Source organism: Delftia sp. 60 (assembly GCF_002754395.1).
Lineage (GTDB): Bacteria > Pseudomonadota > Gammaproteobacteria > Burkholderiales > Burkholderiaceae_C > Comamonas > Comamonas acidovorans.
In genome coordinates this window covers 2,068,062-2,094,458 of sequence record NZ_PEFD01000001.1, presented here as the reverse complement: position 1 = coordinate 2,094,458, position 26,397 = coordinate 2,068,062, and the positions used below count along the sequence as shown (strand labels likewise).

General features: G+C 68.8%; 20 protein-coding genes and 2 tRNA genes. 8 read left to right on the top strand and 14 right to left on the bottom strand.

Annotated elements, in window-relative coordinates; all coding sequences use genetic code 11:
- Window positions 1-3: 3 nt before the first annotated feature.
- The 3 genes from greB to CLV01_RS09470 form a co-directional block, all read right to left on the bottom strand.
- Window positions 4-570: a transcription elongation factor GreB gene (greB, locus tag CLV01_RS09480; RefSeq protein WP_099734459.1), complete on the bottom strand. Its 567-nt coding sequence runs from the start codon at window positions 568-570 to the stop codon at window positions 4-6.
- A 117-nt stretch (window positions 571-687) separates the two neighbouring features.
- Window positions 688-764 (bottom strand) — tRNA-Arg (locus CLV01_RS09475).
- A gap of 169 nt (window positions 765-933) precedes the next feature.
- Window positions 934-1,010: transfer RNA gene (locus tag CLV01_RS09470), tRNA-Arg, on the bottom strand.
- Between the two features lie 182 nt (window positions 1,011-1,192).
- Between CLV01_RS09470 and pdxR the strand changes: the two genes are divergently transcribed.
- Window positions 1,193-2,716 carry a MocR-like pyridoxine biosynthesis transcription factor PdxR gene (gene pdxR / locus CLV01_RS09465; RefSeq protein WP_099734460.1) on the top strand — a complete coding sequence of 508 codons (1,524 nt, stop codon included), beginning with the start codon at window positions 1,193-1,195 and terminating at the stop codon, window positions 2,714-2,716.
- 47 nt (window positions 2,717-2,763) lie between these two features.
- On the opposite strand, the gene CLV01_RS09460 is transcribed toward pdxR, so the two are convergent.
- A complete protein-coding gene (locus tag CLV01_RS09460) occupies window positions 2,764-4,206 on the bottom strand; it encodes an amino acid permease (protein ID WP_047218993.1) in 1,443 nt (480 codons plus the stop codon).
- 124 nt (window positions 4,207-4,330) lie between these two features.
- Window positions 4,331-4,729, bottom strand: coding sequence for a nuclear transport factor 2 family protein (locus CLV01_RS09455; RefSeq protein ID WP_013803799.1), 399 nt, complete (start codon window positions 4,727-4,729; stop codon window positions 4,331-4,333).
- A 335-nt stretch (window positions 4,730-5,064) separates the two neighbouring features.
- On the opposite strand from CLV01_RS09455, the gene CLV01_RS09450 reads away from it, so the two are divergent.
- Window positions 5,065-6,486 carry an NAD(P)/FAD-dependent oxidoreductase gene (locus CLV01_RS09450; RefSeq protein ID WP_099734461.1) on the top strand — a complete coding sequence of 474 codons (1,422 nt, stop codon included), beginning with the start codon at window positions 5,065-5,067 and terminating at the stop codon, window positions 6,484-6,486.
- 79 nt (window positions 6,487-6,565) lie between these two features.
- Here the strand turns inward: CLV01_RS09450 and CLV01_RS09445 are convergent, their stop codons facing one another.
- Complete coding sequence (locus CLV01_RS09445) at window positions 6,566-6,967, bottom strand: group II truncated hemoglobin (protein WP_047325961.1); 402 nt, start codon at window positions 6,965-6,967, stop codon at window positions 6,566-6,568.
- 39 nt (window positions 6,968-7,006) lie between these two features.
- Window positions 7,007-8,539, bottom strand: a complete 1,533-nt coding sequence (locus CLV01_RS09440) for an MFS transporter (protein ID WP_099734462.1) — start codon at window positions 8,537-8,539, stop codon at window positions 7,007-7,009.
- Between the two features lie 205 nt (window positions 8,540-8,744).
- Here CLV01_RS09440 and CLV01_RS09435 point away from each other — a divergent pair, with 205 nt between their 5' ends.
- A complete protein-coding gene (locus CLV01_RS09435; protein WP_034390972.1) occupies window positions 8,745-9,626 on the top strand; it encodes a LysR substrate-binding domain-containing protein in 882 nt (293 codons plus the stop codon).
- Between the two features lie 773 nt (window positions 9,627-10,399).
- Here the strand turns inward: CLV01_RS09435 and CLV01_RS09425 are convergent.
- Together CLV01_RS09425 and CLV01_RS09420 are read right to left on the bottom strand one after the other, a co-directional pair.
- On the bottom strand, window positions 10,400-12,934 hold the full coding sequence (locus tag CLV01_RS09425; protein WP_099734464.1) for an ABC transporter permease: 2,535 nt from the start codon (window positions 12,932-12,934) through the stop codon (window positions 10,400-10,402).
- Window positions 12,935-13,018: 84 nt separating this feature from the next.
- Window positions 13,019-14,239, bottom strand: coding sequence for a porin (locus tag CLV01_RS09420; protein WP_099734465.1), 1,221 nt, complete (start codon window positions 14,237-14,239; stop codon window positions 13,019-13,021).
- A gap of 246 nt (window positions 14,240-14,485) precedes the next feature.
- Between CLV01_RS09420 and CLV01_RS09415 the strand changes: the two genes are divergently transcribed.
- From CLV01_RS09415 to CLV01_RS09405, 3 genes are read left to right on the top strand one after another with little or no spacing between them, the layout of a single operon-like run.
- Complete coding sequence (locus CLV01_RS09415) at window positions 14,486-15,454, top strand: Bug family tripartite tricarboxylate transporter substrate binding protein (protein ID WP_099734466.1); 969 nt, start codon at window positions 14,486-14,488, stop codon at window positions 15,452-15,454.
- A gap of 20 nt (window positions 15,455-15,474) precedes the next feature.
- On the top strand, window positions 15,475-16,320 hold the full coding sequence (locus tag CLV01_RS09410) for a TauD/TfdA dioxygenase family protein (RefSeq protein WP_099734467.1): 846 nt from the start codon (window positions 15,475-15,477) through the stop codon (window positions 16,318-16,320).
- A 55-nt stretch (window positions 16,321-16,375) separates the two neighbouring features.
- Window positions 16,376-17,434 carry a 3-keto-5-aminohexanoate cleavage protein gene (locus tag CLV01_RS09405; protein WP_099734468.1) on the top strand — a complete coding sequence of 353 codons (1,059 nt, stop codon included), beginning with the start codon at window positions 16,376-16,378 and terminating at the stop codon, window positions 17,432-17,434.
- Window positions 17,435-17,438: 4 nt separating this feature from the next.
- Here CLV01_RS09405 and CLV01_RS09400 read toward each other — a convergent pair whose 3' ends face one another.
- From CLV01_RS09400 to CLV01_RS09380, 5 genes are read right to left on the bottom strand one after another with little or no spacing between them, the layout of a single operon-like run.
- Window positions 17,439-18,521, bottom strand: a complete 1,083-nt coding sequence (locus tag CLV01_RS09400) for an AraC family transcriptional regulator (RefSeq protein ID WP_099734469.1) — start codon at window positions 18,519-18,521, stop codon at window positions 17,439-17,441.
- 12 nt (window positions 18,522-18,533) lie between these two features.
- Window positions 18,534-19,505: a quinone oxidoreductase family protein gene (locus CLV01_RS09395; protein ID WP_099734470.1), complete on the bottom strand. Its 972-nt coding sequence runs from the start codon at window positions 19,503-19,505 to the stop codon at window positions 18,534-18,536.
- Between the two features lie 39 nt (window positions 19,506-19,544).
- A complete protein-coding gene (locus CLV01_RS09390) occupies window positions 19,545-20,513 on the bottom strand; it encodes a Bug family tripartite tricarboxylate transporter substrate binding protein (RefSeq protein ID WP_026062972.1) in 969 nt (322 codons plus the stop codon).
- Window positions 20,514-20,527: 14 nt separating this feature from the next.
- On the bottom strand, window positions 20,528-21,586 hold the full coding sequence (locus CLV01_RS09385) for a 3-keto-5-aminohexanoate cleavage protein (RefSeq protein ID WP_099734471.1): 1,059 nt from the start codon (window positions 21,584-21,586) through the stop codon (window positions 20,528-20,530).
- Window positions 21,587-21,615: 29 nt separating this feature from the next.
- Window positions 21,616-22,464, bottom strand: coding sequence for a TauD/TfdA dioxygenase family protein (locus tag CLV01_RS09380; RefSeq protein WP_065346927.1), 849 nt, complete (start codon window positions 22,462-22,464; stop codon window positions 21,616-21,618).
- Between the two features lie 162 nt (window positions 22,465-22,626).
- On the opposite strand from CLV01_RS09380, the gene CLV01_RS09375 reads away from it, so the two are divergent.
- Both CLV01_RS09375 and nirB read left to right on the top strand, forming a co-directional pair.
- Window positions 22,627-23,634, top strand: coding sequence for an AraC family transcriptional regulator (locus CLV01_RS09375; protein WP_099734472.1), 1,008 nt, complete (start codon window positions 22,627-22,629; stop codon window positions 23,632-23,634).
- A 232-nt stretch (window positions 23,635-23,866) separates the two neighbouring features.
- Window positions 23,867-26,383, top strand: a complete 2,517-nt coding sequence (gene nirB, locus CLV01_RS09370) for a nitrite reductase large subunit NirB (protein WP_099735194.1) — start codon at window positions 23,867-23,869, stop codon at window positions 26,381-26,383.
- Window positions 26,384-26,397 lie beyond the last annotated feature (14 nt).

The window sequence follows — 26,397 nt, the reverse complement described above, 5'->3', positions numbered from 1 at the left end:
CGCTTACCCGGCGGCGCTGCCCGGCTCCGGGTAGGTGACGTCCAGCACCTCCAGCGTGCGCACACCTGCGGGGGTGGGCAGGGCCACCTCGTCGCCCACACGGGCCTTGAGCAGGGCGCGCGAGACGGGCGCGATCCAGCTGACCTGCTGGCGTGCACTGTCGGCCTCGTCGATGCCCATGATGGTGATGGTGCGCTCCTCGCCCTCGTCATCGACATAGGTGACGGTGGCGCCGAAGTAGATCTGCTCGCTGCCGGCATGCACGGAGGGATCGACCACCTCGGCGATCTCCAGCCGCTTGGTCAGAAAGCGGATGCGCCGGTCGATCTCGCGCAGGCGCTTCTTGCCGTAGAGATAGTCACCGTTCTCGGAGCGGTCGCCATTGCTGGCCGCCCAGTGCACGATTTCCACGATGCGCGGGCGCTCGTTGTCGATCAGGTCCAGCAGCTCCGTCTTCAGCCGCGCGAAGCCCTGGGGAGTGATGTAGTTCTTGCCGCCCGGCGGCAAGGGCGGCAGGCCGACTTCATCATCGTCGTCGCCGTCGGATTCCTTGGTGAAAGCCTTGCTCATAGGGAGCCGATCTTCACACAGATCACCGCAGCAGGCGAAGACGCCGCACAAACCACGACACCAACCGAGCACAAACGAAAAAGCCTCAGAACTTTGCAGTTCTGAGGCTTGTCGTTTTGGTGCGGCTGGCAGGAATCGAACCCACGACCCCTTGGTTCGTAGCCAAGTACTCTATCCAGCTGAGCTACAGCCGCCAAGCTTCGAATTATAGCGTGCTTTTTGAACGCTTACGGAAAACCATGAAAATATCGAAAAATAACCGTTGACCAGCGCCTGAACAATTGCCACGGCCTCTGTGCGGGCCTGTGCGGGCGCCTGAAACGAAAAAGCCTCAGAACTTTGCAGTTCTGAGGCTTGTCGTTTTGGTGCGGCTGGCAGGAATCGAACCCACGACCCCTTGGTTCGTAGCCAAGTACTCTATCCAGCTGAGCTACAGCCGCCAAGACAACGATTGTATATCAATTTCCGGCCTCTCCGCAAAAATTGCAACCATCGCAAACTCCGGGCCCCGTGGCGCACCGGCTGGCCTATATTGGCCGGTCGCGGATGCAGGCCCTGCCCTGCACCTGCGCGGGAGACAAACACAGCGAGCGGCCCGCCGCAGCGGCGGGAACGACAAGACATGACAGACAAGCGCGCGGCCACGCAGCCGCAACCGCCCGAGGGCGCCATGTGGGGGCAGCTGTTTCGCCGCAGCGCCCGCCCCTCCCTGAGCCTGCAGGGCCAGATCCGCGAGATGCTGGTCGATGCCATCCTCTCGGGCATCCTCGCACCCGGCGAATCCATTCCCTCCAGCCGCGAGCTGGCGCGCCACCTGGGCGTGGCACGCATCACCGTGGTGCTGGCCTACCAGCAGCTGGCCGAGGAAGCCTTTTTGCTGAGCCGCCAGCGCAAGGGCCACTTCATCCATCCCGACGTACTCAAGGGGCGCACGCCGGGCGGCGCTGCGGCCAGCAGCACCCCTGGCGAAGGCCGCCGCACCGACTGGTCGCGGCGCCTGTGGCTGCTGCCCAGCCAGCAGCGCAGCATCGTCAAGGAAGAGGACTGGCAGCGCTACCCCTATCCCTTCCTGTACGGCCAGTTCGACAAGGAGCTGTTTCCCACGGCCGCCTGGCGCGAATGCTGCCTCAAGGCCCTGGGCGTGCTGGACATACGCCAGTGGGCGCCCGACCAGATCGCGCGCGACGACGAGATGCTGATCCAGCAGGTGCAGACCAAGATCCTGCCGCGCCGCGGCGTCTGGGCCTCGGCCGACGAGCTGATCATCACCGTGGGTGCGCAGCACGCCCTCTACATGGTGGCCGACCTGCTGATGCGCGAGGGCACGGCCGTGGGCATCGAGGAGCCCGGCTACCCCGACGCGCGCAACATCTTCAGCAGCCGCACCTCCCAGGTCATCCCGCTGCCGGTGGACGGCCAGGGCCTGCCGGTCACGCCGCTGCTGCGCCAGCTCGACTACCTCTACGTGACCCCCAGCCACCAATGCCCCACGGGCGTGACCATGCCGCTGGCGCGGCGCGAGGCGCTGCTGGAGATGGCCGAGGAGCACGACATCATCCTCATCGAGGACGACTACGAGAGCGAGAGCAGCTTCGACGGCCAGCCCATTCCGGCGCTCAAGAGCCTGGACCGCAGCAACCGCGTGATCTACGTGGGCAGCCTGTCCAAGAGCCTGGCCCCGGGCCTGCGCGTGGGCTACATCGTGGCTGCGCCCGAGCTGATACGCGAGCTGCGCGCGCTGCGCCGGCTCATGATCCGCCACCCTGCCACCTTCGTGCAGCGCACGCTGGCCATGTTCATCTCCCTGGGCCACTACGAGGCCCAGCAGCGGCGCCTGGCACAGGCGCAGAAGGAGCGGCACGCAGCCCTCACGGCCGCCATGGCCGAGCATGCGCCCGGCTGCCGCATCACGCCCGTGCGCGGCGGCGGCTCGTGCTGGGTGCAGTTGCCCGACCACATGCCTGTGCAGGCCCTGGCGCAGCGCGCCGCAGCGCACGGCGTGCTCATCGAGCCCGGCGATGTGTTCTTCGCCCGCCCGGGCACGCCCGGCAGCTTCATGCGCATGGGCTACCAGTCCATACCCGCCAACGACATCGGCCAGGGCGTGAAGGCCCTGGCCGATGCGATCCGTGAGGAGCAGAAGTAACGCGAGGAGTGGCCGGGACCGGCCCTGCCTGTCCCGTCGCCCCTGGGTCAGTACTTCTGCGGCTCGGGCCGCGCGGCCTCGGACAGCGAGGACACCACCGGCGCCACGCCACGCTGCAGGAACTGCCGCACGCCATAGGCCAGCAGCAGGATGCACAGGCTGGCCACGCCCAGCGCCAGCGGTGTGCGCTGCTCGGGGATGAAGGCCATGGCGATGACGATGGACAGCATGCCGAAGATGGCGAACCAGGTCAGGTACGGATAGCACCACATGCGCACCTTGAGCAGGTGCGGCGCCTCGCGCTCCAGGCGGGAGCGCAGGCGCAGCTGCGAGATGGCGATCAGGATGTAGACGAAGATCGCCACCGTGCCGTAGGAATTGACCAGGAAGGCAAACACCTTGTCGGGCGACACATAGGACATCACCACGGCGCCGTAGCCGAATACCGTGGCCACCAGGATGGCGCGCGTGGGCACGCCGTTGCGGCTGACCTTGGCCAGCGCCTGGGGCGCATCGCCGCGCCGCGTCAGCGCGAACAGCATGCGCGAGGATGCATACAGCCCCGAGTTGAGCGCCGACAGCACGGCCGTCAGCACGATGGCGTTCATGATCTGCGCGGCAGCGGGCACGCCCATGGTGTTCAGTGCGCTCACATACGGCGTGGCGATGCCAACCGCATTCCAGGGCACCAGGCAGGCCACCAGGAAGATGGAGCCCACATAGAACACCAGCACGCGCGTGATCACCGAGCTGGTGGCCTTGGCCACGGCCTTCTGCGGCTCGGCCGTTTCAGCCGCCGCAATGGTCACGATTTCGGCGCCGAAGTAAAAGCCCGTGGCCGCCACGGCCCCGGTCAGCACCGGCACGATGCCGTTGGGCATGAAGCCGCCATTGCCGGTGAGGTTGCCGAAGTGCATGCCCTGCGACGCAGGCGTCAGGCCCAGCACGTAGACGCCGGCCACGAACAGGAAGACCACGATGGCCGCCACCTTGATGGAGGCGAACCAGAACTCGAACTCGCCAAAGGACTTCACCGAGACCAGGTTGGTCAGCGTCAGCATCACCAGCAGCACCAGGCTGATGCTCCAGTTGGGGACATCGGGCAGCCAGTAGCGCACCAGGTCGGCACCGGCCACGGCCTCCAGCGCCACGACGATGACCCAGAAGTACCAGTACATCCAGCCCGTCAGAAAGCCTGCCAGCCGGCCCACGCCGGGGCGGTCGCGCCAGGCCTCTCGCGCATATTCGTAGAAGGACCCTCCGCCGGGCATGGAGCAGGCCAGCTCGCCCAGCATGCGCATGACCAGCACCACGAGCAGGCCCGTGATGAGGAAGGAAAGAATCGCGGCCGGCCCGGCCGACTTGATGACCACGCCGCTGCCCACGAACAGCCCGGCGCCGATGACGCCGCCCAGGGCGATCATGGTCATGTGCCGCTGTTTGAGCCCGTGTGAAAGCCCCGGCGAAGAGGCTTGCTGATGTCCGATCATGTCTTGTCTCCTGTTGCGTTCAGGCGCCACGGCTGATGCTCTGTTGTGGTGGCTGCGCAGGTGCGCGCCTTGCCGTGGCGTATCCGGTGTTCCCGGTGGCACGGGGCCGCAAGGCCCCGCGCCGTCAGGCGGCCGCCACCGGCGGGCGGTCCTTGCGGAAGGCGTTCTTCACGGCGATCTTTCCGTCCTTGAAGGTGAAGACATCCACCATGCGCGCTTCCACGCGCAGGCCGTCGGCCTTGGTGCCCTTGAAGGTGCTCTCGGACACGCCACGGTCGCCCTGCACGAAATGGTCTCCATCGAGCCAGGCCGCATCGGGGAAGGCCTGCCAGGCCATCTGGAAGCCCTCGCGCACCGCCTGGCGGCCGACGAAGCTGCGGCCCATGAGATCGGGCCCGGCCACGGCGTGGAACTCGCACTCATCGGCCATGAAGCCCATCAGGGCCTCGATGTCGTGGCGGTTCCAGGCCTCGGCGAAGCGGGCCAGGAACTGGGCATCCGGAGGGTTGGTGTCTGCGCTCATGCTGTCTCCTTGTCTGTGGTGGGTACCACGGCGCCGGGCCCCGGGCAGGGCCGCCGCGCCGCGTCATCGAAATGTCGATGGGCCATGGTAGGTAGCAGGCACACGGACCCGTTAGAACCAGATGCCATCAATCGTTAGGTCCAGGCGCGCGCACCGGCCGCCACTGGCTCTATCGAAAGCTGGGCTGTGGCGCTAACTGGCTCCATGGCCTGCTGGCTATGCTGATTCCATCGTCGGCGCACCGCCTTGCGTGGCTCGCCGGCATTGGCCCCATTCCACCGAATCCATAGCAAAAAGCGGCAGATCCCAAGCCGCCGCACCAGGAGACATCCGCCATGAAAGCCGAGGACATCCGCCCCAGCCACCTGCGTCCCTACGACCCTCAGTACGACCCGCTGGTGGCCGCCAACCCGGGCCACGGCACGGGCTATGCGCCCACTTACTGGGTCGGCACGGCGGGACGCCCGCCAGACGATGACGGCCCCGTCAGCGGCGACATGGACGTGGACGTGGCCATCGTCGGCTCGGGCTTCACGGGCCTGGCCACGGCCCTGTTCCTGGCGCGCGAGCACGGCATACGCGCCGTGGTGCTGGACGCCAACCAGACCGCCTGGGGCTGCACCAGCCGCAACGGCGGCCAGGGGCAGAACGCCAGCGGGCGCCTGTACCGCTCGCAGTGGATCGCACGCTGGGGCAAGGACGTGGCGCTCAAGCTCGACGCCGAGATCCGCGAGGGCTTCCAGACCTTCAAGGACCTGGTGGTCGAATTCCCCGAGTGCGAGCCCCAGCCCGGCGGCCACCTCTACATCGCCCACCGCGAAAAGAAACTCGACTTCCTGCGCAACGAAACCCAGATCATGCGCGAGGTCTTCGGCTATGACGCCCGCATGCTCAGCCCCGAGGAGCTGCGCCGCGACTATGTGAACGATGCCGACAGCCACGGCGCCATGCACGAGCCCGACGGCATCGGCGTGCACCCGCTCAAGCTGGCTTTCGGCTACCTGCGCAAGGCGCGGGAGCTGGGCGTCAAGGTGCACCCGGCCAGCCCGGTGCTGGGCGTCGAGACGCGCAACGGCGTGCACCACCTGCGCACGCCCGGCGGCACCGTGCGGGCGCGGGCCGTGGGCTTTGCCACGGGCGGCTACACCAGCAACGCCCTGCATGGCAGCCTGCGCTCCAAGATCATGCCCATCCTCTCGAACTCGCTGGTCACGCGACCGCTGACCGAGCAGGAACTGGAGGCCACGGGCTTCAAGACCACCCAGGTCATCACCGACACCCGCACGCTGCGCTTTTACTACCGCCGCCTGCCCGACAACCGCGTGCAGATCGGCAGCCGCAGCGCCGTCACGGGTGCCGATGCGCCCAACCCCATCCACATGGCCAAGCTGGTGGACGGCCTGCACCGCAAGTTCCCGGCGCTCAAGGGCATCACCATCGACTACTCCTGGTGGGGCTGGGTCGATGTGAGCCACGACATGATGCCGCGCGTCTTCCAGCCCGATCCGGCCCAGAGCATCTTCTACGCCGTGGGCTATGGCGGCAACGGCGTCTCCTTCTCGGCCCACGCGGGCCGGCGCATGGCCGAGCGCATCGCGGGGCGCCAGAGCAAGACCTTCGAGCTGCCCATCTACAACTCGGAGCTGGAGTATCCGAACGTCTTCAACATGGTGCGTTCGCCCGCGTTTGCGCCGTTTCGCCGGCTGGGGCAGCGGTTCCTGTACCACTGGTACTACATGCGCGACGAAAAGCTCTGAACCCCAACCGATTGCTGCTTGGGCCGGCCTCCTGCAGGGGCCGGCCCTTTTTTTCAGCAGCGCCGGGGGCAGCCACCTGCTACCGGTTCCGCATCCAGTCGGCCGTGTTCATGAAGCTGGCCTTGAGGCGCACGCGCAGCTCTTCGGGCACGCCGGTCTCGCCCATGGCCTGGTCCATGCAGGCCACCCACTGGTCGCGCTCAAGAATGCCGATGGAAAACGGCATGTGACGCATGCGCAGGCGCGGGTGGCCGAAGCGGTCCTGGTAATGGTCGGGGCCGCCCAGCCAGCCGCACAGGAACCAGAACAGCTTCTGGCGCGCATCGGCCAGGGTGCTGCCGTGGGCGGCACGCAGTTCGGCATAGCCGGGCTCCAGGTCCATGAGATCGTAGAAACGGTCCACCAGGGCCTGCACCCTGGGCTCGCCGCCGATCCATTCATAGGGGGTCTGGGGGGCGTTGTTCTGGGATTCCTCTGACATGGCGAAAAGCGGCTGGCGGCTGAGTGAAACCCGCGATTGTCAGGCATGTGCCATGTCCGTGCCGGTACCGGTATCCGTGGGGGCCCCGGCACGCAGGAACCCGTACACCGCCAGCGCCGTGAGCACCGTGATGCCCGCCAGCACATCCAGCAAGATGCCAAAGGCCTGGCCATAGGCCGCCAGCACGGCGGGTGCAGACAGGCCGGGCAGCAGGGCCATGGCCTCGGCGATGTTCCCCGTCACCAGCAACTGCGCCGCGCGGCCGGTGGCATGCGCCGCCTGCACCGCCTGGGGCGCCTGAGCTGCCAGGGCCGACAGACGCCATGCCAGCAATGCAGCCAGCCCCGCGCCCACCAGCGCCAGCGCCATGCCCTCGCCCGCCACGCGCACCGTGCTGAAAATGCCCGTGGCCATGCCGGCGCGCTCGCTGGGCACCACGCTCACGGCCAGGCCATCCATCAAACCCCAGGGCAGCCCGATGCCCAGGCCGATCAGCAGCAGCGGGGGCGCCATCTGCGCAAAGGCCGTGCCCGGCGCGCACCCGCCCAGCCACAGCAGGCCCGCCGCGCACACCAGCAGCCCCGCCAGGCACAGCAGCGCGGCCGAAACCCAGCGTGTGAGCCAGCCCGCCAGCAACGGCACGAACAGCATGGGCAGGGACAGCACAAACATCAGCTGCCCCGCCTGCAGCGGCCCCATGCCCTCCACGCCGATGAAGCGCACCGGCAGCAGCACCAGCAGCACCACGAAGGCATAGGCCGGCGCACCCGCCAGCAACTGCACTCCCACGAAACGCGGATAGCGAAACAGCGACAGGTCCAGCATGGGCTGCCCCGTGCGCTGCTGCACGCGCCGCTCCACGGCCACAAAGGCCGCCAGCGCCAGCGCGGCACCGGCCAGCGGCAGCAGCGCCGCCCCGCTGGACCAGCCCGCCTCCGGCCCCTGCAGCACGCCCCAGGTCAGCAGCGCCAGGGCTGCGGTGAACAGCAGCGCACCGGCCCGGTCCAGCCGCTGCGCCTTCGGGTTGCGCGACTGAGGCATGCAGCGCAGCCCCAGCACCAGCGCGGCCAGCGCCACGGCGGCCACGCAAAGCACCACGCCGCGCCAGCCCGCCACGCCCAGCAACCAGCCCGACAGCAACGGCCCGAAGGCCAGGCCCACGCCGAACGACGTGCCCACGCCACTGAAGGCACGCATGCGCGCCGTCCCGTCGAACACCTGGGCCAGCGCCGCCGTGCCGCCCGCCAGCGCGGCCGCCGCGCCCAGGCCCTGCAGCGCACGCAGCAGGTTGAACACGACAATGGCCCCCTGCCCGCCCAGGCAGGCCTGGGCCAGCGCACTGAGCAGCACCACGCCCAGCCCGGTCAGGAAAACGCGCCGCCGCCCGTGCAGATCGGCCAGCGCGCCGGCCGCCATCAGCGTGGCGCCAAAGCTCAGCATGAAGGCATTCGTCACCCAGTTGAGCGCCAGCGGCCCGCCGCCCAGCGCCTCGCGCAGCGCAGACAGGGCCACGGCCGGCCCGGTAAAGCTCAGCGGCATCGCCAGCGCCGCAAGGCACACCGACAACAGCACCCAGACCGGGGACGCACGCGGTCGCGCTGTACCGTGGAGCGCACCCGGTGCGCGGGAGGAAGTCAGGCAGGAGGACATGGTTGGCAAGGCTTTCGCAATTTCCCGGCCGCACATGGCCAGGCATGCATGAACGATAAAAGCGCTGCAATGCCGTGAAAATAGGCGACAGACTCCCCACACTCCCAACCCCAGGTTGGCAATCGACATGGACAGCTTCAGCGGACTCGAATCCTTTGTGCGTGCAGCCGACCTGCTGAGCTTTGCCGAGGCCGGGCGCGCCCTGGGCATCTCGGCCTCGGCCGTCGGCAAGAACGTGGCGCGGCTGGAACAGCAACTGGGCCTGCGCCTGTTCCAGCGCACCACGCGCCAGGTACGCCTCACGCAGGAAGGCGCACTGTTCCACGAGCGCTGCCGCCGCATCCTGGATGAACTGCACGATGCGCGCGCCACCATGCAGGCCGCCGCCGAGGCGCCGCGCGGGCGGCTGCGCGTGAGCCTGCCCACCATCGGCTACCGCTTCCTGCTGCCCGTGCTGCCCGAGTTCCAGGCCCTGTACCCGGAGGTTGACCTGGACCTGGACTTCAACGATCACCTGGTGGACGTGGTCGAGGCCGGCCTGGACGTGGTCATCCGCAGCGGCGAACTGGCCGACTCACGCCTGGTCGCGCGCCGGCTGGGGCCGTTTCGCTTCATCCTGGCCGGCTCGCCCGACTACCTGGCGGCACGGGGCATACCGCAATCCCCCGCCGAGCTGGCACAGCACAGCTGCCTGCGCTACCGCTTCCTGAGCAGCGGCAAGCTGGAGGAATGGGTGCTGCCCGGCATGCCGCCCCACCTGCCCGCCGCCCTGGTCTGCAACAACATGGAAGCCATGCTGGGCGCGGCCGTGGCCGGCATGGGGCTGGCCTATATGCCGGACTTCCTGGCGCGCGATGCACTGGGGCGTGGCGAGCTGCAGCGGGTGCTGGCGGAGGACCTGACGCACACGGGGCAGTTTTCGGCGCTGTGGGCGTCGAGTCGGCAGTTGTCGCCTAAGGTGAGGGCGTTTGTGGATTTTGTGGGGGGGAGGTTGTTCAAGGAGTCTTGAACGGGGCCGTCCCCTGCTGTTGCTCGTTCTTGTCCCTGGTGTTGCTCGTTTCTGCCCCTGCCGGGTGGTTGTCTTTCGAGGCCGGGTCTCGGCCCGGCGGCCGACCTACTTTCCTTTGTTTCGCCAAAGGAAAGTAGGCAAAGCAAAGGCGACCCGAATGTCCGCGACCCTCCGCTTCGCTGCGGGCAACCTGCGTCGTGGCGGTTGCGGGGTTCGCTGCGGAACTCGCTGCGTTCACTTCGTGAACTCCGCTCAGACAACCGCAGCGAGTCAGATCACGAAGCAGTCCTGTCCTTCGGCAGGACTGCAACCCCGCAACCACCACGCCGCAGGCGCTGACATACGGGGAGTTTGCCCGGGCCTTCGCTTCGCTCGGCCCCTGGTTTGAAGCCGAACGCAGTGATGGCGCCGGCTGTTGGCTGTTGGCTGTTGGCTGTTGGCTGTTGGCTGTTCCCCAGCCTCCCCCCCTTCTGCCCACGCCTGCGTTGGGCGGGATGCGGGGTGGCAAGCCTGCCGAAGGACAGGCTTGCTTCGTTGTCTAGCTCGCCGTGATGTTTGAGTGAAGCGCGCAGCGCGTAACGAGTTTCACGGCGCACCCCGCATCCCGCCCAACGCAGGTCGCCCCGTAGCGAAGCGAAGGGGTCGTGGGCAGTTTGGGGCGCGCTTCTTTGCCTACTTTCTTATCGCGCGATAAGAAAGTAGGTCGGCCGCCGGGCCGAGACCCGGCCTCGAAAAGAAACCGCCCGGCAGGGGCAAAAAACAGAACACAAAGACTACTCAGCCACCTGCCTCAACGTATCCATCACAGGCCTCCTCAACACCTCCCGCAACGCCCACCACCCCGCCATCCAGGCCAGCAAGGCCCCGGCAACAGCCCCCGCCAGCGGAGCCCACCAGGGCACGGTCCAGTTGAACTCGAACACCCAGCGCGCCAGGGCCCAGCCCACGGCCCCCGCCGCGCAGCTGGCCAGGAAGCCCGCCAGCAGGCCCACGCCCGCCAGCTCGGCGCGCTGCACCTGCGCCAGCAGCCGGGCCTGGGCACCGACGGCGCGCATGATGGCGTACTCGCGCGCGCGCTCCTCGCGCGTGGCGGTGACGGCGGCGAAGAGCACGACCAGGCCGGCGGCCAGGGTGAAGCCGAAGAGGAATTCCACCGCGCGTATCACCTGGTCCAGCACGCGCTGCACCTGGGCCAGCGTGGTGCTCAGGTCCACGTTGGTGATGTTGGGAAACTCGCGCACCAGGGCGTTGTCGAAGCCCGCCACGTCGGGCGCGCGGTAGGCGGCCAGGTAACTGACGGCCACGTCGTCCAGGTGGTCCACGGGATAGATGACGAAGAAGTTGGCCCGCATCGATCCCCAGTCCACCTTGCGCAGGCTGGTGATGCGCGCCTCGCTGGGCACGCCGCCCACGTCGAAGCCCAGCGTGTCGCCGAGCTTGAGGCCCAGGGTCTCGGCAATGCCGTCCTCCACGCTGATCTCGCCCTTGGCGCCAGGTGTCCAGGTGCCCGCCGTGATCAGGTTGTGTGCGGGCGCCTGCGCCGTGGTGGAGAGGTTGAACTCCCGGTCCACCAGGCGCTTGGCGCGGTCTTCGCTGAAGTCGTCGGGGCTGACCGGCTTGCCGTTGACGGTGACCAGACGCCCCCGGATCATGGGGAACCAGTCATAGGAGGTGACGCCAGCCTTGGCCAGCGCCGCGCGGAAACCGTCGGCCTGCTCGGGCTGCACGTTGATGACGAAGCGGTTGGGCGCATTGGCCGGCGTGGCCTGGCGCCAGCTGCCGATGAGGTCGGTGCGCAGCAGCACCAGCAGCATGAGCGCCAGCAGCCCCACGGCCAGGCTGCTGATCTGCACCACAGCATAGGCGGGGCGCGCGGCGATCTGGCGCGTGGCCAGCACCAGCCAGCGCGGCGCCGTGCTCTCGTGCACCAGGCGGCGCAGCACCTGCACGGCCAGCCAGCCCAGGGCCGCGAACAGCAGCACGGCCACGGCAAAGCCGCCCACGGCGATCAGGCCCAGCTTGATGTCGCGGCTGGCCGCCAGCAGCAAGGCCGCAAAGCCTGCCACGCCCACGGCCAGCACCACCACCGAGGCAGGCTTGAGCGCGCCCAGGTCGCGGCGCATGACGCGCAGCGGCGGCACGCGCGCCAGCTGCAGCACGGGCGGCAGGCCAAAGGCCAGCAGCAGGGTCAGCCCCATGCCCACGCCGAAGACCGCAGGCCACAGGCCCGGTGCGGGCAAGGCGGTTTCCACCAGCCCGGCCAGCAGCAGCACGAACACATGGTGAATGGCCCAGCCCAGCAGCACGCCCGCGGCGCTGGAGGCCAGGCCGACCAGCACGAACTCCACCGTATAGGCCCCTGCAATGCGCCGCTGGCTCTGGCCCAGCACGCGCAGCATGGCCGAGGCGTCGAGGTGGCTGTTGGCAAAGCCGCGTGCAGCCAGGGCCACGGCCACGGCCGACAGCAGCGCCGCCAGCAGGGCGACCAGGCTCAGGAATTTCTCGGCGCGGTCCAGCGTCTGGCGCATCTCGGGGCGGCCGCTGTCCAGCGACTCCACGCGCACGCCATGCACGCCGGGCGCCTTGGCCTGCTGCTCGGCCCAGACGCGGTAGCGCTGCACGGCCGGCTCGGAGCCATCACCCGCGCCGGCCACGGCCAGGCGGTAGGTGATGCGGCTGGCCGGCTGCACCAGGCCCGTGGCGGCCAGGTCGGCGGAGGTGATCATCACGCGCGGCGCAAAGTTCATGAAGCCTGCGCCCCGGTCAGGCTCGATGGAGATGATGCGCGCCACGCGCAGTTGGGCGTCGCCCAGCAGCAGCATGTCCCCCACGCCTATGCCCAGCGACTCCAGCAGCGGCGCATCGACCCAGGCCTCGCCCCGCGCCGGTATCTCGCGCGTGGCCCGGTCGGCCGCGCCGGGGGCATCGGCCACGCGCAGGCTGCCGCGCAGCGGATAGCCTTCGGGCACGCTCTTGAGCGCCACCAGGCGGCTCATGCCGCCTTGCGCGTCGCTGGCGCGTGCCATGGTCGGGAAGCTGGATGTCTCCAGGGCCTGCAGCCCTTCGGCGCGTGCGCGCTCGGCAAAGGCCGACGCCGTGGGGTTGTCGCCGACCACGACCACGTCGCCGCCCAGCAGCTGGCGCGCATCGCGCTGCAGCCCCGCCTGCAGCCGGTCGGCAAAAAAGCCCACCGAACTGAGCGCGGCCACGGCCAGCATCACGGCAACGATCAACAGGCGCAACTCGCCCGCGCGCAGGTCGCGCCACAGGGTGCGCCAACCCAGGGTCCATGCAGAAGATCCATTCATGCCGCGCAGATTAGCGCAGGCGAAGATGGGCATCCGGGCGCCACGGCTATTGGCACGGCCGTTCAGAACGATTGGCGCGGCCGTTCAGAACATCAGCCGCAGGCCCAGGTCCAGCCCGAGCGCGCCGGCCGGCTGCATGCCGCCCGTGGTCAGGTAGCCGGGCTGGGGCAGGATGGCCGGGTTGCTGACCACCAGCGGCGTCACGCCCATCACGCCCGGGTTGTTGCGCCCGTTGCCCACGCTGATGCGCGACACCGTGGCGTACAGCGCCGTGCGTTTGGACAGCGGGTGCACATAGCCCAGGGCGAGCTTGTTCACCGAGGAATCGCCGTCGGCCAGGCCCTGGCCGTTCCTGAACTGCACACGTGCATAGGAGGCGCGCAGTGCCCCCTGGCCCACGGGGATGTTCACGCCGGCCAGCACGCCCAGGTAGCGGTCGTTGATCGCGGCCAGCGTGCCGGCGTCGCGCCGCTCGTTGCGCACGCCGGACCATTCGCCAAACAGCTTGACCGGGCCGAAGTCATAGGAGCCGCCCAGGTTCAGCGACCGGATCTTTTCCGCGCCGGCGCCCGAGGTGCCCAGGGTGTTCTCGCCATAGCCCAGCGCCACATCGGCCGCCCCCATGGCCCAGCCGATGCGGGCACCCGCGTAGCGCCCCCGCTTCGAGCTGTTCTCGGGGAAGGCGTACATGGCCTGCCCGTAGACGCCGCCCAGGCCCGGCGGCAGGAAATAACCGATGGAGTTGCCTGCGCGCAGATAGGTGTCCGTGCCCGCCGACAGCCCGCCGCCCAGCAGGCCGCCCGTGGCCAGCGCGCGGGCGATGGCCAGGTTGCTGTTGACCACGGCGATCAGGTTGGTGCCCACGCCGTTGACGGTGAAGGGGTCGAAGGCCCAGTCGTTCAGAAACGAAGGCGTGTGGTCGCGCCCCATGCGCAGCTCGCCCAGGCGCCCGGACAGGCTGATGGTGGCGCGCCGCCCGAAGTTGAGCGCGCCGCCGCCCGTGTCATTGGCCACCGGCGCCTCCAGCCACAGGCCGGCCATGAGGCCGCCGCCCAGGTCCTCGCTGGCGCGTATGCCGATGCGGCTGGCCAGGTTGCCCGAGGGCGACAGTGCCCAGGTGCTTTGCCGCGCCGAGCGCGCGGGGCCCGCGTCCCAGGATTCGCTGCGCACGCTGTAGCGGCTGACGCCGGCGTCCATCACGCCGAACAGCGTGACCGAGGTGGGCGCCTGGGCGGCGGCCGCGCCTGCCAGACACAGCAGGCCCAGCGCGTGCAGGCCGCAGGGATGGGGGTGAAGTCGGGGCATGGGGGTCTCCTGTTCGTCGTGGGGCTGGCGCGGTCCTGCGCCACGAATCGACTCTAGGAAAGCCATCGCGCCGCTTCTTGGCAGTTCATGCCAACGGCTTTGCAATTCACGACATGCGCGGGTTGCCCTGGTCAGGGTTGCCATGGATTTGTCCCAACAAGGCAAATGCCTGTCCCCCAATGGCAAGTCCCGGGAAAGCGGGCTTTCGATACTGGATGCCAGAACACGGAACAAGGAGACACGGATATGAGACTGCCCCACGCCATCGCCACGCTGCTCACGGGCTGCGCCATCACCATCGCCATCGCCGGTACGGCCTGGAGCCGCCAGCCGCTCAGGCTCATCGTGCCCGCACCGCCGGGCGGCACCATGGACATCGTGGCGCGCGTCGTGGGCCAGCAGCTCGCATCTGAAACAGGCCAGGCCGTGGTGATAGACAACCGCCCGGGCGCAGGCGGCCTGCTGGGCATACAGACCCTGCTGCAGGCGCCCGCCGATGGGCAGACGCTGCTGGTGGGCGCAAGCAACCTGCTGGCCGAGATCCCCCATGTGATCAAGATGCCCTTCGATCCGCTCAAGGACCTGGTGCCCCTGGCCTCGCTGGCCCGCTCGGGCGTGGTGCTGGTGGCCGCGGCCAGCCAGCCCGCCCAGGACTTGCAGCAGCTGCTCGCGCAGCTCAAGGCACGCAAAGGCCAGACCAGCTTTGCCAGCTACAGCCCCGGCACCGTGTCGCACTACGCCGGCCTGATCCTCAGCGACAAGGCGGGCCTGGACCTGCAGCATGTGGGCTACGCGGGCTCGCCGCCGGCCGTGCAGGCCCTGCTGGGCGGCCAGGTGGACGTCATGTTCGACGGCATGCTGACCTCGGTGCCCCTGATCAGGGCCGGCAAGCTGCGTGCCTACGCGTTCTCCGGCCCCCGGCGTTCGCGCCACCTGCCCCAGGTGCCGACCACCGCCGAACTCGGCTACCCCGAGCTGCAGTTTCGCGGCTGGGTGGGCCTGATCGCGCCGGCCCGCCTGCCGCCCGAAACCATGGAACGCCTGCGCGCCGCCATCGGGAAAGCGGCCAGCGCGCCGGCCGTGCAGCAAAAACTCTCCGACGTGGGGCTGGAGCCCGAGGTGCTCACCGACACCGCCGCGCTGCAGCGCGAGACACGCCAGATGTCCGAGCGCAACGCCGGCATCGTGAAGAAATACCAGATCACCGCGAACTGACTTCCAGGGAAACACCGACCATGCAGATCCGACAGATCACCCCCGCCATCGGCGCCGAAATCTCCGGCGTCCATCTCGGCGATGCCGCACGCGACGCCGCACTGTTCGCGGACATCCGCGCCGCGCTGCTGACCCATCGCGTGCTGTTCTTCCGGGACCAGGACATCACGCGCGCCGAACATGTGGCCTTTGCCAGCCGCTTCGGCCCACTGGAGGACCATCCCGTGGCAGGCAGCGATCCCGAACACCCTGGCCTGGTGCGCATCTACCGCAGCGACGATCCGCACAGCTACGAAAACACCTGGCACTGCGATGGACTGTGGCGCCCCAACCCGGCCATGGGCGCGGTGCTGCGCTGCATAGAGTGCCCGCCGATCGGCGGCGACACCATCTGGGTCAACATGGTCAAGGCCTACGAGGAGCTGCCCGAGAGCATCAAGCGCAGCATCGACGGCCTGCGCGCCAAGGCCGGCATAGAGCACACCTTCGGTGCCGTGATGGCGCCCGAGGCGCGCGCGCGGCTGGCCAGCGAGCACCCGCCCGTGGAGCATCCCGTGGTGCGCACCCACCCCGAGACCGGCGAGAAGCTGCTGTTCGTGGGCGCGGGCTTCAGCACCCACTTCGTCAACTACAGCACGCCCGAGAACGTGCGCCACGGCATAGACAAGGCGCCCGGCGCCGCGCTGCTGATGAACTACCTGATCAGCCGCGCCACGATTCCCGAATACCAGGTGCGCTGGTCCTGGAAGCCCGGCGACGTGGCCGTCTGGGACAACCGCAGCACCCAGCACTACGCACTCAACGACTACTACCCGGCGCCCCGCCGCATGGAGCGCGCGGGCATCGTCGGCGACATCCCGCGCTGAGGCCCTGCACAGACTCTTTCCACCCCCCCTCACCCCCCACCCACCGGAGCGTCCCATGAATTTTCTCGATGGCCACCTGTTCCCCGAAAACCAGCAGCCCCTGATCATCACGGCGGCCCCCTATGCGCCGGGCTGGCTGCCCGGCGATTTCCCCGAAGACATTCCCGTGACCATGCAAGAGCAGATCCAGAAGGCCGTGGACTGCTACAACGCCGGCGCCACCGTGCTGCACCTGCATGTGCGCGAGCTGGATGGCAAAGGCAGCAAGCGCCTGTCCAAGTTCAACGAGCTGATCGCCGGCGTGCGTGCGCGCGTGCCCGAGATGATCATCCAGGTGGGCGGATCGATCAGCTTTGCTCCCGAGACGGACGGCGCGGCCGCCAAGTGGCTGTCCGATGACACGCGCCACATGCTGGCCGAGCTGGAACCCGTGCCCGACCAGGTCACGGTGACCGTCAATACCTCGCAGATGAATGTGACGGAGCAGGCCGAGGACGCGGACTTCAGGGGCACCTCGCGCGAGAAGCCCGCCATCTTCGACGCCTACAAGGAGATGACCGTGCCCGCACAGCCCGGCTGGGCCGAGGAGCACATCCGGCGCCTGTCCGCCGTCGGCATCCAGAGCGCCTTCCAGTGCTACAACATCAACAGCTTCGAGTCCGTGGAGCGGCTCATGCGCCGGGGCATCTACAAGGGCCCGCTGGTGATGAACTGGGTGGCGATTGGCGGCGGCATGGACGCGCCCAGCATCTACAGCCTGGCCCACTTCGTGCGCGCCGTGCCCGATGGCGCCGTGCTCACCGTGGAAAGCAATGTGCGCAACGTGCTGCCCGTGAACATGATGGGCATCGCCATGGGCCTGCACGTGCGCTGCGGCACCGAGGACTGCCTGTGGAACCAGTCGCGCAGCGCCAAGGCCAGCACGGTCTCCCAGATCGAACAACTGGTGCGCATCGCGCGCGAGTTCGGCCGCCCCATCGCCACGGCGCAACAGGCGCGCGCCATCAGCAAGATTGGCGTGTTCTACGACACCCCCGAAGAGACATTGGCGGCCAACGGCTTCGCGCCCAACCGCAACGGCGGCAACCAGGGATTTCTGCGCAAGACCGCCTGACGCACTAGGCCTCGCCAACCCTTCCCTGCCCCCGCCTGCGCCAGTCCGAGACGCTGGCGCCGAAAGCGGCCCGGAACCAGTGGCAAAAGCCGCTGGGCGCGGCAAACCCCAGCAGGCCCGCCACCTCGCCCAGGGGCTGGCTACCGTCTTGCAGATGGCGCAGCACCAGTTCCCTGCGGAGGGTGTCGAGCAGCGCCGAGAAAGTCTGCCCCTCCGCAAGCAGGCGGCGGTGCAGCGTGCGGCGGTCCATTCCCAGCTGGCGTGCCACCTGCTGGGCCGTACAGCGGCCGCCCGGCAGCAGTGCAATGATCAGTTCCCTGCAGGCCGCCTGCATGCCTTCGCCCCGGCTGCGCAGCGCCTGCTCCAGATGGCTTCGCGCAAAGCGCGCAACGCCCGAGCCCTGCGCCTGACCGCATTCGCGCAGCAGTTGCAGATCCGCCAGGCGGCAGACCATGCCGTTGAAAGGCTGGTCAAACAAAGGGGTCACGCCGAAGAAGGCACGGTGGGCCGATGCATCGGCCGGTGCGCGGTGTGCGAAGCTGACCTGCTGCGGGCGCCACTGGGCGCCGATCAGCTCGCGCAGCACGCGAAACATCACGCCCACCGCCAGCTCCATGGACTGGCGCATGGCCATGCCCGCGATGGGTACCAGGTCCTGGCGCACCAGCACCCCGGAGCCCGCGTCCTCGATGCGTACGAACATGCCCGCACTCAGCAGCTTGAGGTAGCGGCACAGCGTGTCCAGCGCCTGGCGCGGCGTGGGCTCTTGCTGCAGCACAAGGCTGATGGGGCCCAGGTGGGACAGGCTGCGCCGCGCCGCCAGGCGCAGCGCGAAATCCTGCGTTCCCGTGGTGCGCGCGGCTACCTCCAGCAGCTCGCGCACGGCATGGATGGGAATCAGCGTCTCCGGGTCGTCGAGCAGGCGTGCCGACAGTCCCGCCGCGCGCACAAGGACGGCGGGATCATGGCCCAGGCTTTTCACCAGGTCGGCATAGCCATGCAGGCTGGCACTGCGGATAAGGCCGCAGGTGACGGGCCTGCGGCCTGCGGCCACGGTGCCGATGGCATGGAGCGCAGGGGTCTGCATGGCAGGTCCATTTCAGGGAATCAGCACCGTCGCGCCCGTGGTGCGGCGCGACTCCAGCGCCTGGTGCGCCTGGGCCGCATCGGCCAGCGCAAAGCTTTGCTGGGGCTCGCTGGCGATGCGCCCGGCCAGCACATGGTCGAACAGCTCGCGCGCCATCCCCAGCATGTGGGCGCGCGGCTGGATGTAGTGCACCATCGCGGGCCGCGTCATCCAGATCGAACCCTTGGCGGCCAGCAGCTGGGAGTCCACCACCACCGAGCCCGACGAGGTGCCGTTGCTGATCAGCCGGCCGCGCGGCTGCAGGCAGTCCAGCGAATCCATGAGCGTGTCCTTGCCCACCGAGTCATAGACCACGGGCACGCCCTTGCCGCCCGTGATCTCCATCACGCGAGCGACGGTGTTCTCGCGCGAGGTCACGATGACGTGGGCGCAGCCGTTGGCGCGCGCGGCGGCGGCCTTCTCGTCGGTGCTCACCGTGCCGATCATGGTCACGCCCAGGGCCCGCGCCCATTGGCAGGCGATCAGCCCCACGCCGCCGGCCGCCGCGTGGTAGAGGATGGTCTCGCCCCCCTGCAGCGGATGGACCTGGCGGAACAGGTACTGCGCCGTCATGCCCTTCATCATCAGCGTGGCCGCCGTGCGGTCGCTGATGCCGTCCGGCAGCGGGATCAGCACCTCGGCCGGCATCACGCGCACATCGCTGTAGGCGCCCTGCGGGCCCATCAGGTAGCCCACGCGGTCGCCGGGCCGCACTTCGGTCACGCCCTCCCCCACGGCCTCGACCACGCCCACGGCGTCCGAGCCCAGGCCGTTGGGCAGGGCCAGCGGATAGCGGCCCGTGCGGAAATAGATGTCGATGAAATTGACGGCGATGAAGCTGTGGCGCACGCGCGCCTGGCCGGGTCCCGGCGCGCCGGCCTCGGCATGCTCCAGCCTGAGCACCTCGGGGCCGCCGGTGGTATGAAAGCGTATGGCCTTTGCCATGGAGTCTCCTTGTGTAGCGCCTGGGTGGGGCGCCCTGCATCAGTTGAGCCGGATGTCGAAGTTCCGGACGATCTCGGCATTGCGCTCGAACTCGGCGCGCAGGTCGGTGGACATCTGCTCCAGCGAGCGATCGCCTTCGACGGGCTCGAAGCCCGTGCCCGCATAGCGTTCGCGCACGGCCTTGCGTGCGTTGACCCGGGCCAGCGCGCCGTGGATCTTCTCCAGCAGCGGGCGTGGCGTCTGCGCCGAGGCGAACACGCCGCTCCAGTTGCTGAAATCCACCTCGGGATAGCCCAGCTCGGCCAGCGTGGGCACCTGCGGGTAGTCGGGCAGCCGGCTCTTGTAGGCCACGGCCAGCAGCCTGACCTTGCCGCCCGCGATCAGCGGCTTGGAGGTGACCGATCCGTCGAACATCAGCGGGATCTGGTTGCCCATGACCTGGGCCAGCGCGGGCGCCGAGCCCGGGAAGGCCACATGCTCCATGTCCAGGTGGGCCCTTCTGTTGAGGATGGCGCCCGCGTACTGCGAGGCCGTGCCCTGGCTGTACGAGGCGAACGACAGCGTGCCCGGGTGGGCCTTCACGTAGGCGATGGCCTCGGCCCCGTCGCGCGCGGGAAACTGCGGCGAGGCGATGAACAGCATCACCGAGCGCGCCATCTGCGCCACGGGCCGCACGTCCTTCATGGGGTCGAAGCCGACCTTGAGCACATGGGGCACCTCGGTGAGGATGTTGGTCACCGTCACCAGCAGCGTGCTGCCGTCGGCCGGCTGGGACAGCATGTGCTTGACGGCGATGGCGCCACCGGCACCGGGCCGGTTCTCGACGATGACGGGCTGGCGTATCTCCTGCGCCAGCTGGTCGCTGATGATGCGCGCGAACACATCGATGGTGCCGCCGGGCGGCGCCGGCACGATGAGCCGGACCGGCTTGTCGCCGAAGGCGTGGGCGCCACCGGCCAGCAGCGAGGCGGCCAGGGCGATGGCCGTCCAGGGGGGCATGCGTTGCATCATGGGCTCCCGGTTCAGGCGGCCTTGCGCAGAAATCCCTGCTGGGCGCCATTGCGGTTGGGCGCGAAGCCGTTGGCCGCCAGCGTCTCGTCCACGGTGCCGTAGAACTGGCCGATCCGGCAGATTTCCCGCGCCTGTTGCGCCGTGGCGATGGGGCGGCCGAACTCGCGCGCGATGCGCACCAGCTGCTCGATCTGCGCCACCGTGCCCATCTTGGCCGTGCGGCGCTGGTTCCAGAGGTTGTCCTCCGTGCCGCAGCGCACATGCAGCCCCATGGCGATGCCCATCATGTTCACGGGCAGCACGTTGAGCACCGAGCTTTCCACGGTGAGCACGGCGCCGTCGGGCACGGCACGCACGAAGTTGGCCAGGCTGTAGATGCTGGGCGCGTCCATGCCGCCGCCAATCGCCACCCAGTTCATCACCAGCGGGCCTTTGTAGATGCCGCGGCGCATGAGCCGCTCCACCGACTCGAAGCTGTTGATGTTGTAGCACTGGAAGGCGCTCTGGATGCCGGCGGCCGACAGGCGCCGGATGTGCTCCTCGGCCCAGCCAGGCTGGGCGGGCACGGTCATCTCCCTGTAGGCATTGAAGACGGCCGGGTCCTCCATGGAGGTGCCGCGTATGTCGCGCGCATCGAACTGCTCCAGGAAATTCATCTGCGAGGTATTGATGGTCACCGTGACCTGGTCGGGCACGGGCTCCAGCTCGGCCAGCATGTGGCGCGTGTCGTCGGACAGCCACTTGGCGGCCGCGCCGTCCGTCTCGGGAGCAAAGCTGATCGATCCGCCCACCTGGATGATCATCTCGGGCACGCGCGCACGCACGCCGGCGATCAGCTCGTTGAACTTCGACAAACGCTTGCTGCCTTTGCCATCCAGCTCGCGCACATGCAGGTGCAGCACGGTGGCGCCGGCGTTGTAGCAGTCCACGGCCTTCTGGATCTGCTCGTCCATGGTCACGGCGATCTCGCCGGGAAAGTCCGAGGGCAGCCACGAGGGCGCATAGGGCGCGGCCGTGATGATCAGGGGCTGCTGGTTTTCGGGGAACAGGTGGCCGTCGAGAAAGTTCATGGCATGTCTCCTTGTGTCGTGATCGTGGTTCAGAAGGTCGGCGTGCCGACGATGCCCGCGCGCTCCATCTTCCGGTGGCTGGGCGGGTAGTCCATGGCCGCGTAGTGCTGGGTGGCGCGGTTGTCCCAGATCGCCACGCTGCCCGCCCGCCAGCGCCAGCGCACCTGGTACTCGGGAATGGCAGCCTGGCCGATCAGGTACTGCAGCAGGCCGGAGGCGCCCTGCGTGAAGTCCTGGCCCACGCGCACATTGGCGGGCGTATGGAAATTGGTGAAATGCGTGGTGAAGCCGTTCACGAACAGCACCTTCTCGCCGGTCTCGGGATGGGTGCGCACCACGGGATGCTCGGCATCGGGGTACTGGGCCTTGAGCGCCAGCCGCCTTTCGATGGGCATGGCCGCGCCGAACGTGCATTCGATGCTGTGGCGCGCGCGCAGCGGCGCGATCAGCGCCTTGACGGCGTCCGGCAGGCGTTCGTAGGCCAGCGCCATGTTGGCCCACAGGGTGTCGCCCCCCACGGGCGGGCATTCCACGCAGTGCAGCACGCAGCCCATGGGTGGCGCCTCGCGCCATGTGGCGTCGCAGTGCCAGGAATTCTCGTAGCGGTCGTTGGGCTGCTCGGGCGTCCTGTAGATGCGCACCAGGCCCGGATGCTCGGGGTCGCTGCCGGCCACCGGATGGTCCTCCAGCTCGCCGAAGCGCCGCGCAAAGGCCACGTGCTCGGCGCGCGCCAGGTCCTGATCGCGCAGGAACAGCACCTTGTGGCGCAGCAGCGCCGCCCGGATCTCCGAGAAAAGCGCGTCGTCGCGCACCGCGTCGGCCAGCCGCACGCCGAGCAATTCGGCGCCGATGGCGCATGTCATGGGCTCTATGCGCATGCCTGTCTCCTGTCATTGTTGTGAAGGCCCGTGGCGGCACGGTCCGCCCGGCGTGGGGCCGGTCTCTGCAATGTAGGAAAACCCGGTTCCGCGGACTATGCAAGCCATGCCATCCTCTTTGCATTTCGTGCCACCAGGCCACGGACTGACAGGAGGGCAAGCATGGTCACCATGGTGCGCGCGGCGGCCTTGACCCATTTTTCGGACGTCATGCGCGAACTGGGCGGCGACCCCGACAAGGCACTGCGCCAGGCCGGCCTGCGGCCCGCGCTGCTGCGCGAGCAGGACCAACTGATCGACGTGGCCATCGTCGCGCGCCTGCTGGAAGACGCGGCCCAGTCCACGGGCTGCGAGTCCCTGGGCCTGCGCATGGCCCGGCACCGCCAGCTGTCGAGCTTCGGCGCCGTGAGCCTGCTGCTGCTGCACCAGCCCACGCTGCGCCATGCGCTGGACACGCTGGTCGCGCACATGCACCTGGTCAACGAATCGCTGCTGATCCACCTGGAGGATGCAGGGGACATCGTCATCCTGCGCGAGGACTTCGTCCTGCACGGCGCCATGCGCCAGTCCGTGGAACTGGCCATGGGCGTGCTGTGGCGCATGTGCGAGGCATTGCTGCGCGAGCGCTGGCGGCCGCAGGGCGTCAGCTTCAGCCACGCGCCACCGGCCGACCTGTCCGAGCACCGCCGCATGTTCCGCTGCCGCATCACGTTCGGCGCCGAGTTCAACGGCATCGCCTGCCGCGCCTCAGACCTGGACGAGCCCAACCCGCTGGCCGACCCCGCGCTGGCGCGCTATGCGCTGCGGCTGGTGGAGGCCATGCCGGCCCACCGTGCCGCCTCCGTGGGGCACCAGGCGCGCAGGGTCATCTACCTGCTGCTGCCCTCGGGCAACGCCACCTGCGCAGGCGTGGCGCAGGGCATGGGGCGCAGCCTGCGCACGCTGCAGCGCGAACTGGACCGCGAGGGCCTGAGCTTCAGCGAGCTGCTGACCGAAGTGCGCCACGAGCTGGCCCTGCGCTACCTGGACCACCCCCACTACAGCGTGGGCCAGATCGCGTCCATGCTCGGCTATGCCAGCCACAGCGCCTTCACGCGCTGGTTCGCTGCGCAATTCGGTTGCGCGCCCGAGGCCTGGCGCAGCCGCGCGCAGGGACTGCCTCGCGCCTGACGCACCCAGCGTTCCTCGCGCACTTGTCGCACTTGACGCACCACCACGGCGCACCCCGCCCCTGCACGGTGCGGCGGGCGCATTGCGGTGCACGCTGTCTGCGCACCAGACAGCGTGCACCACGGGCAGGCACCGCGCCGCGGTGCTGGCACGGCACTTGCATTGGCTGCCCTGACCCGCTGGCCCTGGCCTGCGGCCCGCAAAACACTGGATGCGCAACGCAGGACGCCAGATGAACATCGTTGTGATCGGCCACGGCATGGTGGGCCACAAATTTCTCGAGCAGCTGCATGCCCTGGGCGTGGCAGACGCGAACGTCACCGTGCTGTGCGAGGAGCCGCGCGCCGCCTACGACCGTGTTCACCTGTCGGAATTCTTCTCCGGCAAGAGCGCCGAGGACCTGAGCCTGGTGGCGCCCGGCTTCTTCGAGGCCAGCGGCTTCACGCTGCGCCTGGCGGCCAGGGCGGCAGCCGTGGAGCGGCGCGAGCGCACGGTGACCACGGCCGATGGCGAAATCATCCCCTACGACAAGCTGGTGCTGGCCACAGGCTCGGCGCCCTTCGTGCCGCCCGTGCCGGGGCGCGACCGGCCGCACTGCTTTGTCTACCGCACCATCGAGGATCTGGAGGCCATGCAGGCATCGGCCGCGCGCTCCAGGACCGGCGTGGTGGTGGGCGGCGGCCTGCTGGGCCTGGAATGCGCCAAGGCCCTGCGCGACCTGGGCCTGGAGACCCATGTGGTCGAGTTCGCCCCGCGCCTGATGGCCGTGCAGGTGGACGACGGCGGCGGCCGCGTGCTGCGCAGCAAGATCGAGGACCTGGGCGTGCAGGTGCACACGGGCCGCAATACGCTGGAGATCACCGACGGCGCCACGGCACGCCACCGCATGGTGTTTGCCGACGGCACGCACCTGGAGACCGACATGATCGTCTTCTCCGCCGGCATCCGCCCGCGCGACGAGATCGCCCGCCAATGCGCCCTGGCCATAGGCCCGCGCGGCGGCGTGGCCGTGGACGACCATTGCCGCACCAGCGACCGCAGCGTCTACGCCATTGGCGAATGCGCCTCCTGGCGCGAGCAGACCTTCGGCCTGGTGGCACCCGGCTACGACATGGCGCGCGTGGCGGCCCGCCACATTGCGGGCGAGGCCGAGGCCGCCTTCGGCGGGGCCGACCTCAGCACCAAGCTCAAGCTCATGGGCGTGGATGTGGCCAGCATCGGCGACGCCCAGGGCAAGACGCCGCGCAGCCGCAATTACCAGTTCATCGACGAGCGCAAGCAGGTCTACAAGAAGATCGTGGTCAGCGAGGACGGCCGCCAGCTGCTGGGCGCCGTGCTGGTGGGCAATGCCGATGAGTACGGCACGCTGCTGCAGATGACGCTCAACAGCATCGCCCTGCCGGAGGAGCCGGAGTTCCTCATCCTGCCCTCCAGCGACGGCAAGGCCAAGCCCGGCCTGGGCGTGGACGCCCTGCCCGACACGGCGCAGATCTGCTCGTGCAACAACGTCACCAAGGCGCAGATCTGCGCGGCCGTGGGCGAAGGCGCCTGCACCATGGCCGAGCTCAAGTCCTGCACCCAGGCCGGCGCCACCTGCGGCGGCTGCGTGCCGCTGGCCACCCAGGTCATGAAGGCCGAGATGGCCCGGCGCGGCATGGCCGTCAACAACCATGTCTGCGAGCATTTCCCGCACTCGCGCCAGGAGCTGTACCACCTGGTGCGCGTGGGCGGCATCAAGACCTTCGACGAACTGCTGCACCGCCATGGCAAGGGCCTGGGCTGCGATGTCTGCAAGCCGCTGGCGGCCAGCATCCTGGCCTCGTGCTGGAACGAGTTCGTGCTGCAGCCGCAGCTGGCCAGCCTGCAGGACAGCAACGACTACTACCTGGGCAACATCCAGAAGGACGGCAGCTACTCCGTGGTGCCGCGCATGCCCGGCGGCGAAGTCACGCCGGACGGCCTGATCGCCGTGGGCCAGGTGGCCAAGAAATACGGCCTGTACACCAAGCTCACGGGCGGTGCCCGCGTGGACCTGTTCGGCGCCCGCGTGGAGCAGTTGCCGCTGATCTGGGAGGAGCTGATTGCCGCCGGCTTCGAGTCCGGCCATGCCTACGGCAAGTCGCTGCGCACCGTCAAAAGCTGCGTGGGCTCCACCTGGTGCCGCTACGGCGTGGACGACAGCGTGGGCCTGGCCGTGCAGTTGGAAAACCGCTACAAGGGACTGCGCGCGCCGCACAAGATCAAGTTCGGCGTCTCGGGCTGCACGCGCGAATGCGCCGAGGCCCAGGGCAAGGACGTGGGCGTGATCGCCACCGACAAGGGCTGGAACCTCTACGTCTGCGGCAACGGCGGCATGAAGCCGCGCCATGCCGAGCTGATCGCCTCCGACCTGTCCAAGGACAGGCTGCTGCAGCTCATCGACCGCTTCCTGATGTTCTACGTGCGCACGGCCGACCGCCTGCAGCGCACCAGCACCTGGCGCGAAAACCTGGAAGGCGGCCTGGACTACCTCAAGGACGTGGTGGTCAACGACAGCCTGGGCCTGGGCGCCGAACTCGAGGCCCAGATGCAGCATGTGGTGGACACCTACCAGTGCGAGTGGAAGACCGCCGTCACCACGCCCGAAGTGCGCCAGCGCTTTCGCAGCTTCATCAACAGCGACCAGCCCGACGAGCACATCGTCTTCGTGCAGGAGCGCGGCCAGATCCGCCCGGCGCGCAGCGAAGAGCGCAGCGAGGCCCTGGTCTGATCCAGGCCTGATCC

Bases quoted from the DNA above. Each gene is read 5' to 3' on its own strand.
- CLV01_RS09460 (WP_047218993.1), bottom strand. From the start codon at position 4,206: ATGATCGGACATCAGCAAGCCTCTTCGCCGGGGCTTTCACACGGGCTC.
- nirB (WP_099735194.1), top strand. From the start codon at position 23,867: ATGAACATCGTTGTGATCGGCCACGGCATGGTGGGCCACAAATTTCTC.
- CLV01_RS09450 (WP_099734461.1), top strand. From the start codon at position 5,065: ATGAAAGCCGAGGACATCCGCCCCAGCCACCTGCGTCCCTACGACCCT.
- CLV01_RS09395 (WP_099734470.1), bottom strand. From the start codon at position 19,505: ATGGCAAAGGCCATACGCTTTCATACCACCGGCGGCCCCGAGGTGCTC.
- CLV01_RS09445 (WP_047325961.1), bottom strand. From the start codon at position 6,967: ATGTCAGAGGAATCCCAGAACAACGCCCCCCAGACCCCCTATGAATGG.
- CLV01_RS09390 (WP_026062972.1), bottom strand. From the start codon at position 20,513: ATGCAACGCATGCCCCCCTGGACGGCCATCGCCCTGGCCGCCTCGCTG.
- CLV01_RS09375 (WP_099734472.1), top strand. From the start codon at position 22,627: ATGGTCACCATGGTGCGCGCGGCGGCCTTGACCCATTTTTCGGACGTC.
- greB (WP_099734459.1), bottom strand. From the start codon at position 570: ATGAGCAAGGCTTTCACCAAGGAATCCGACGGCGACGACGATGATGAA.
- pdxR (WP_099734460.1), top strand. From the start codon at position 1,193: ATGACAGACAAGCGCGCGGCCACGCAGCCGCAACCGCCCGAGGGCGCC.
- CLV01_RS09410 (WP_099734467.1), top strand. From the start codon at position 15,475: ATGCAGATCCGACAGATCACCCCCGCCATCGGCGCCGAAATCTCCGGC.
- CLV01_RS09455 (WP_013803799.1), bottom strand. From the start codon at position 4,729: ATGAGCGCAGACACCAACCCTCCGGATGCCCAGTTCCTGGCCCGCTTC.
- CLV01_RS09425 (WP_099734464.1), bottom strand. From the start codon at position 12,934: ATGAATGGATCTTCTGCATGGACCCTGGGTTGGCGCACCCTGTGGCGC.
- CLV01_RS09415 (WP_099734466.1), top strand. From the start codon at position 14,486: ATGAGACTGCCCCACGCCATCGCCACGCTGCTCACGGGCTGCGCCATC.
- CLV01_RS09435 (WP_034390972.1), top strand. From the start codon at position 8,745: ATGGACAGCTTCAGCGGACTCGAATCCTTTGTGCGTGCAGCCGACCTG.
- CLV01_RS09385 (WP_099734471.1), bottom strand. From the start codon at position 21,586: ATGAACTTTCTCGACGGCCACCTGTTCCCCGAAAACCAGCAGCCCCTG.
- CLV01_RS09400 (WP_099734469.1), bottom strand. From the start codon at position 18,521: ATGCAGACCCCTGCGCTCCATGCCATCGGCACCGTGGCCGCAGGCCGC.
- CLV01_RS09405 (WP_099734468.1), top strand. From the start codon at position 16,376: ATGAATTTTCTCGATGGCCACCTGTTCCCCGAAAACCAGCAGCCCCTG.
- CLV01_RS09420 (WP_099734465.1), bottom strand. From the start codon at position 14,239: ATGCCCCGACTTCACCCCCATCCCTGCGGCCTGCACGCGCTGGGCCTG.
- CLV01_RS09380 (WP_065346927.1), bottom strand. From the start codon at position 22,464: ATGCGCATAGAGCCCATGACATGCGCCATCGGCGCCGAATTGCTCGGC.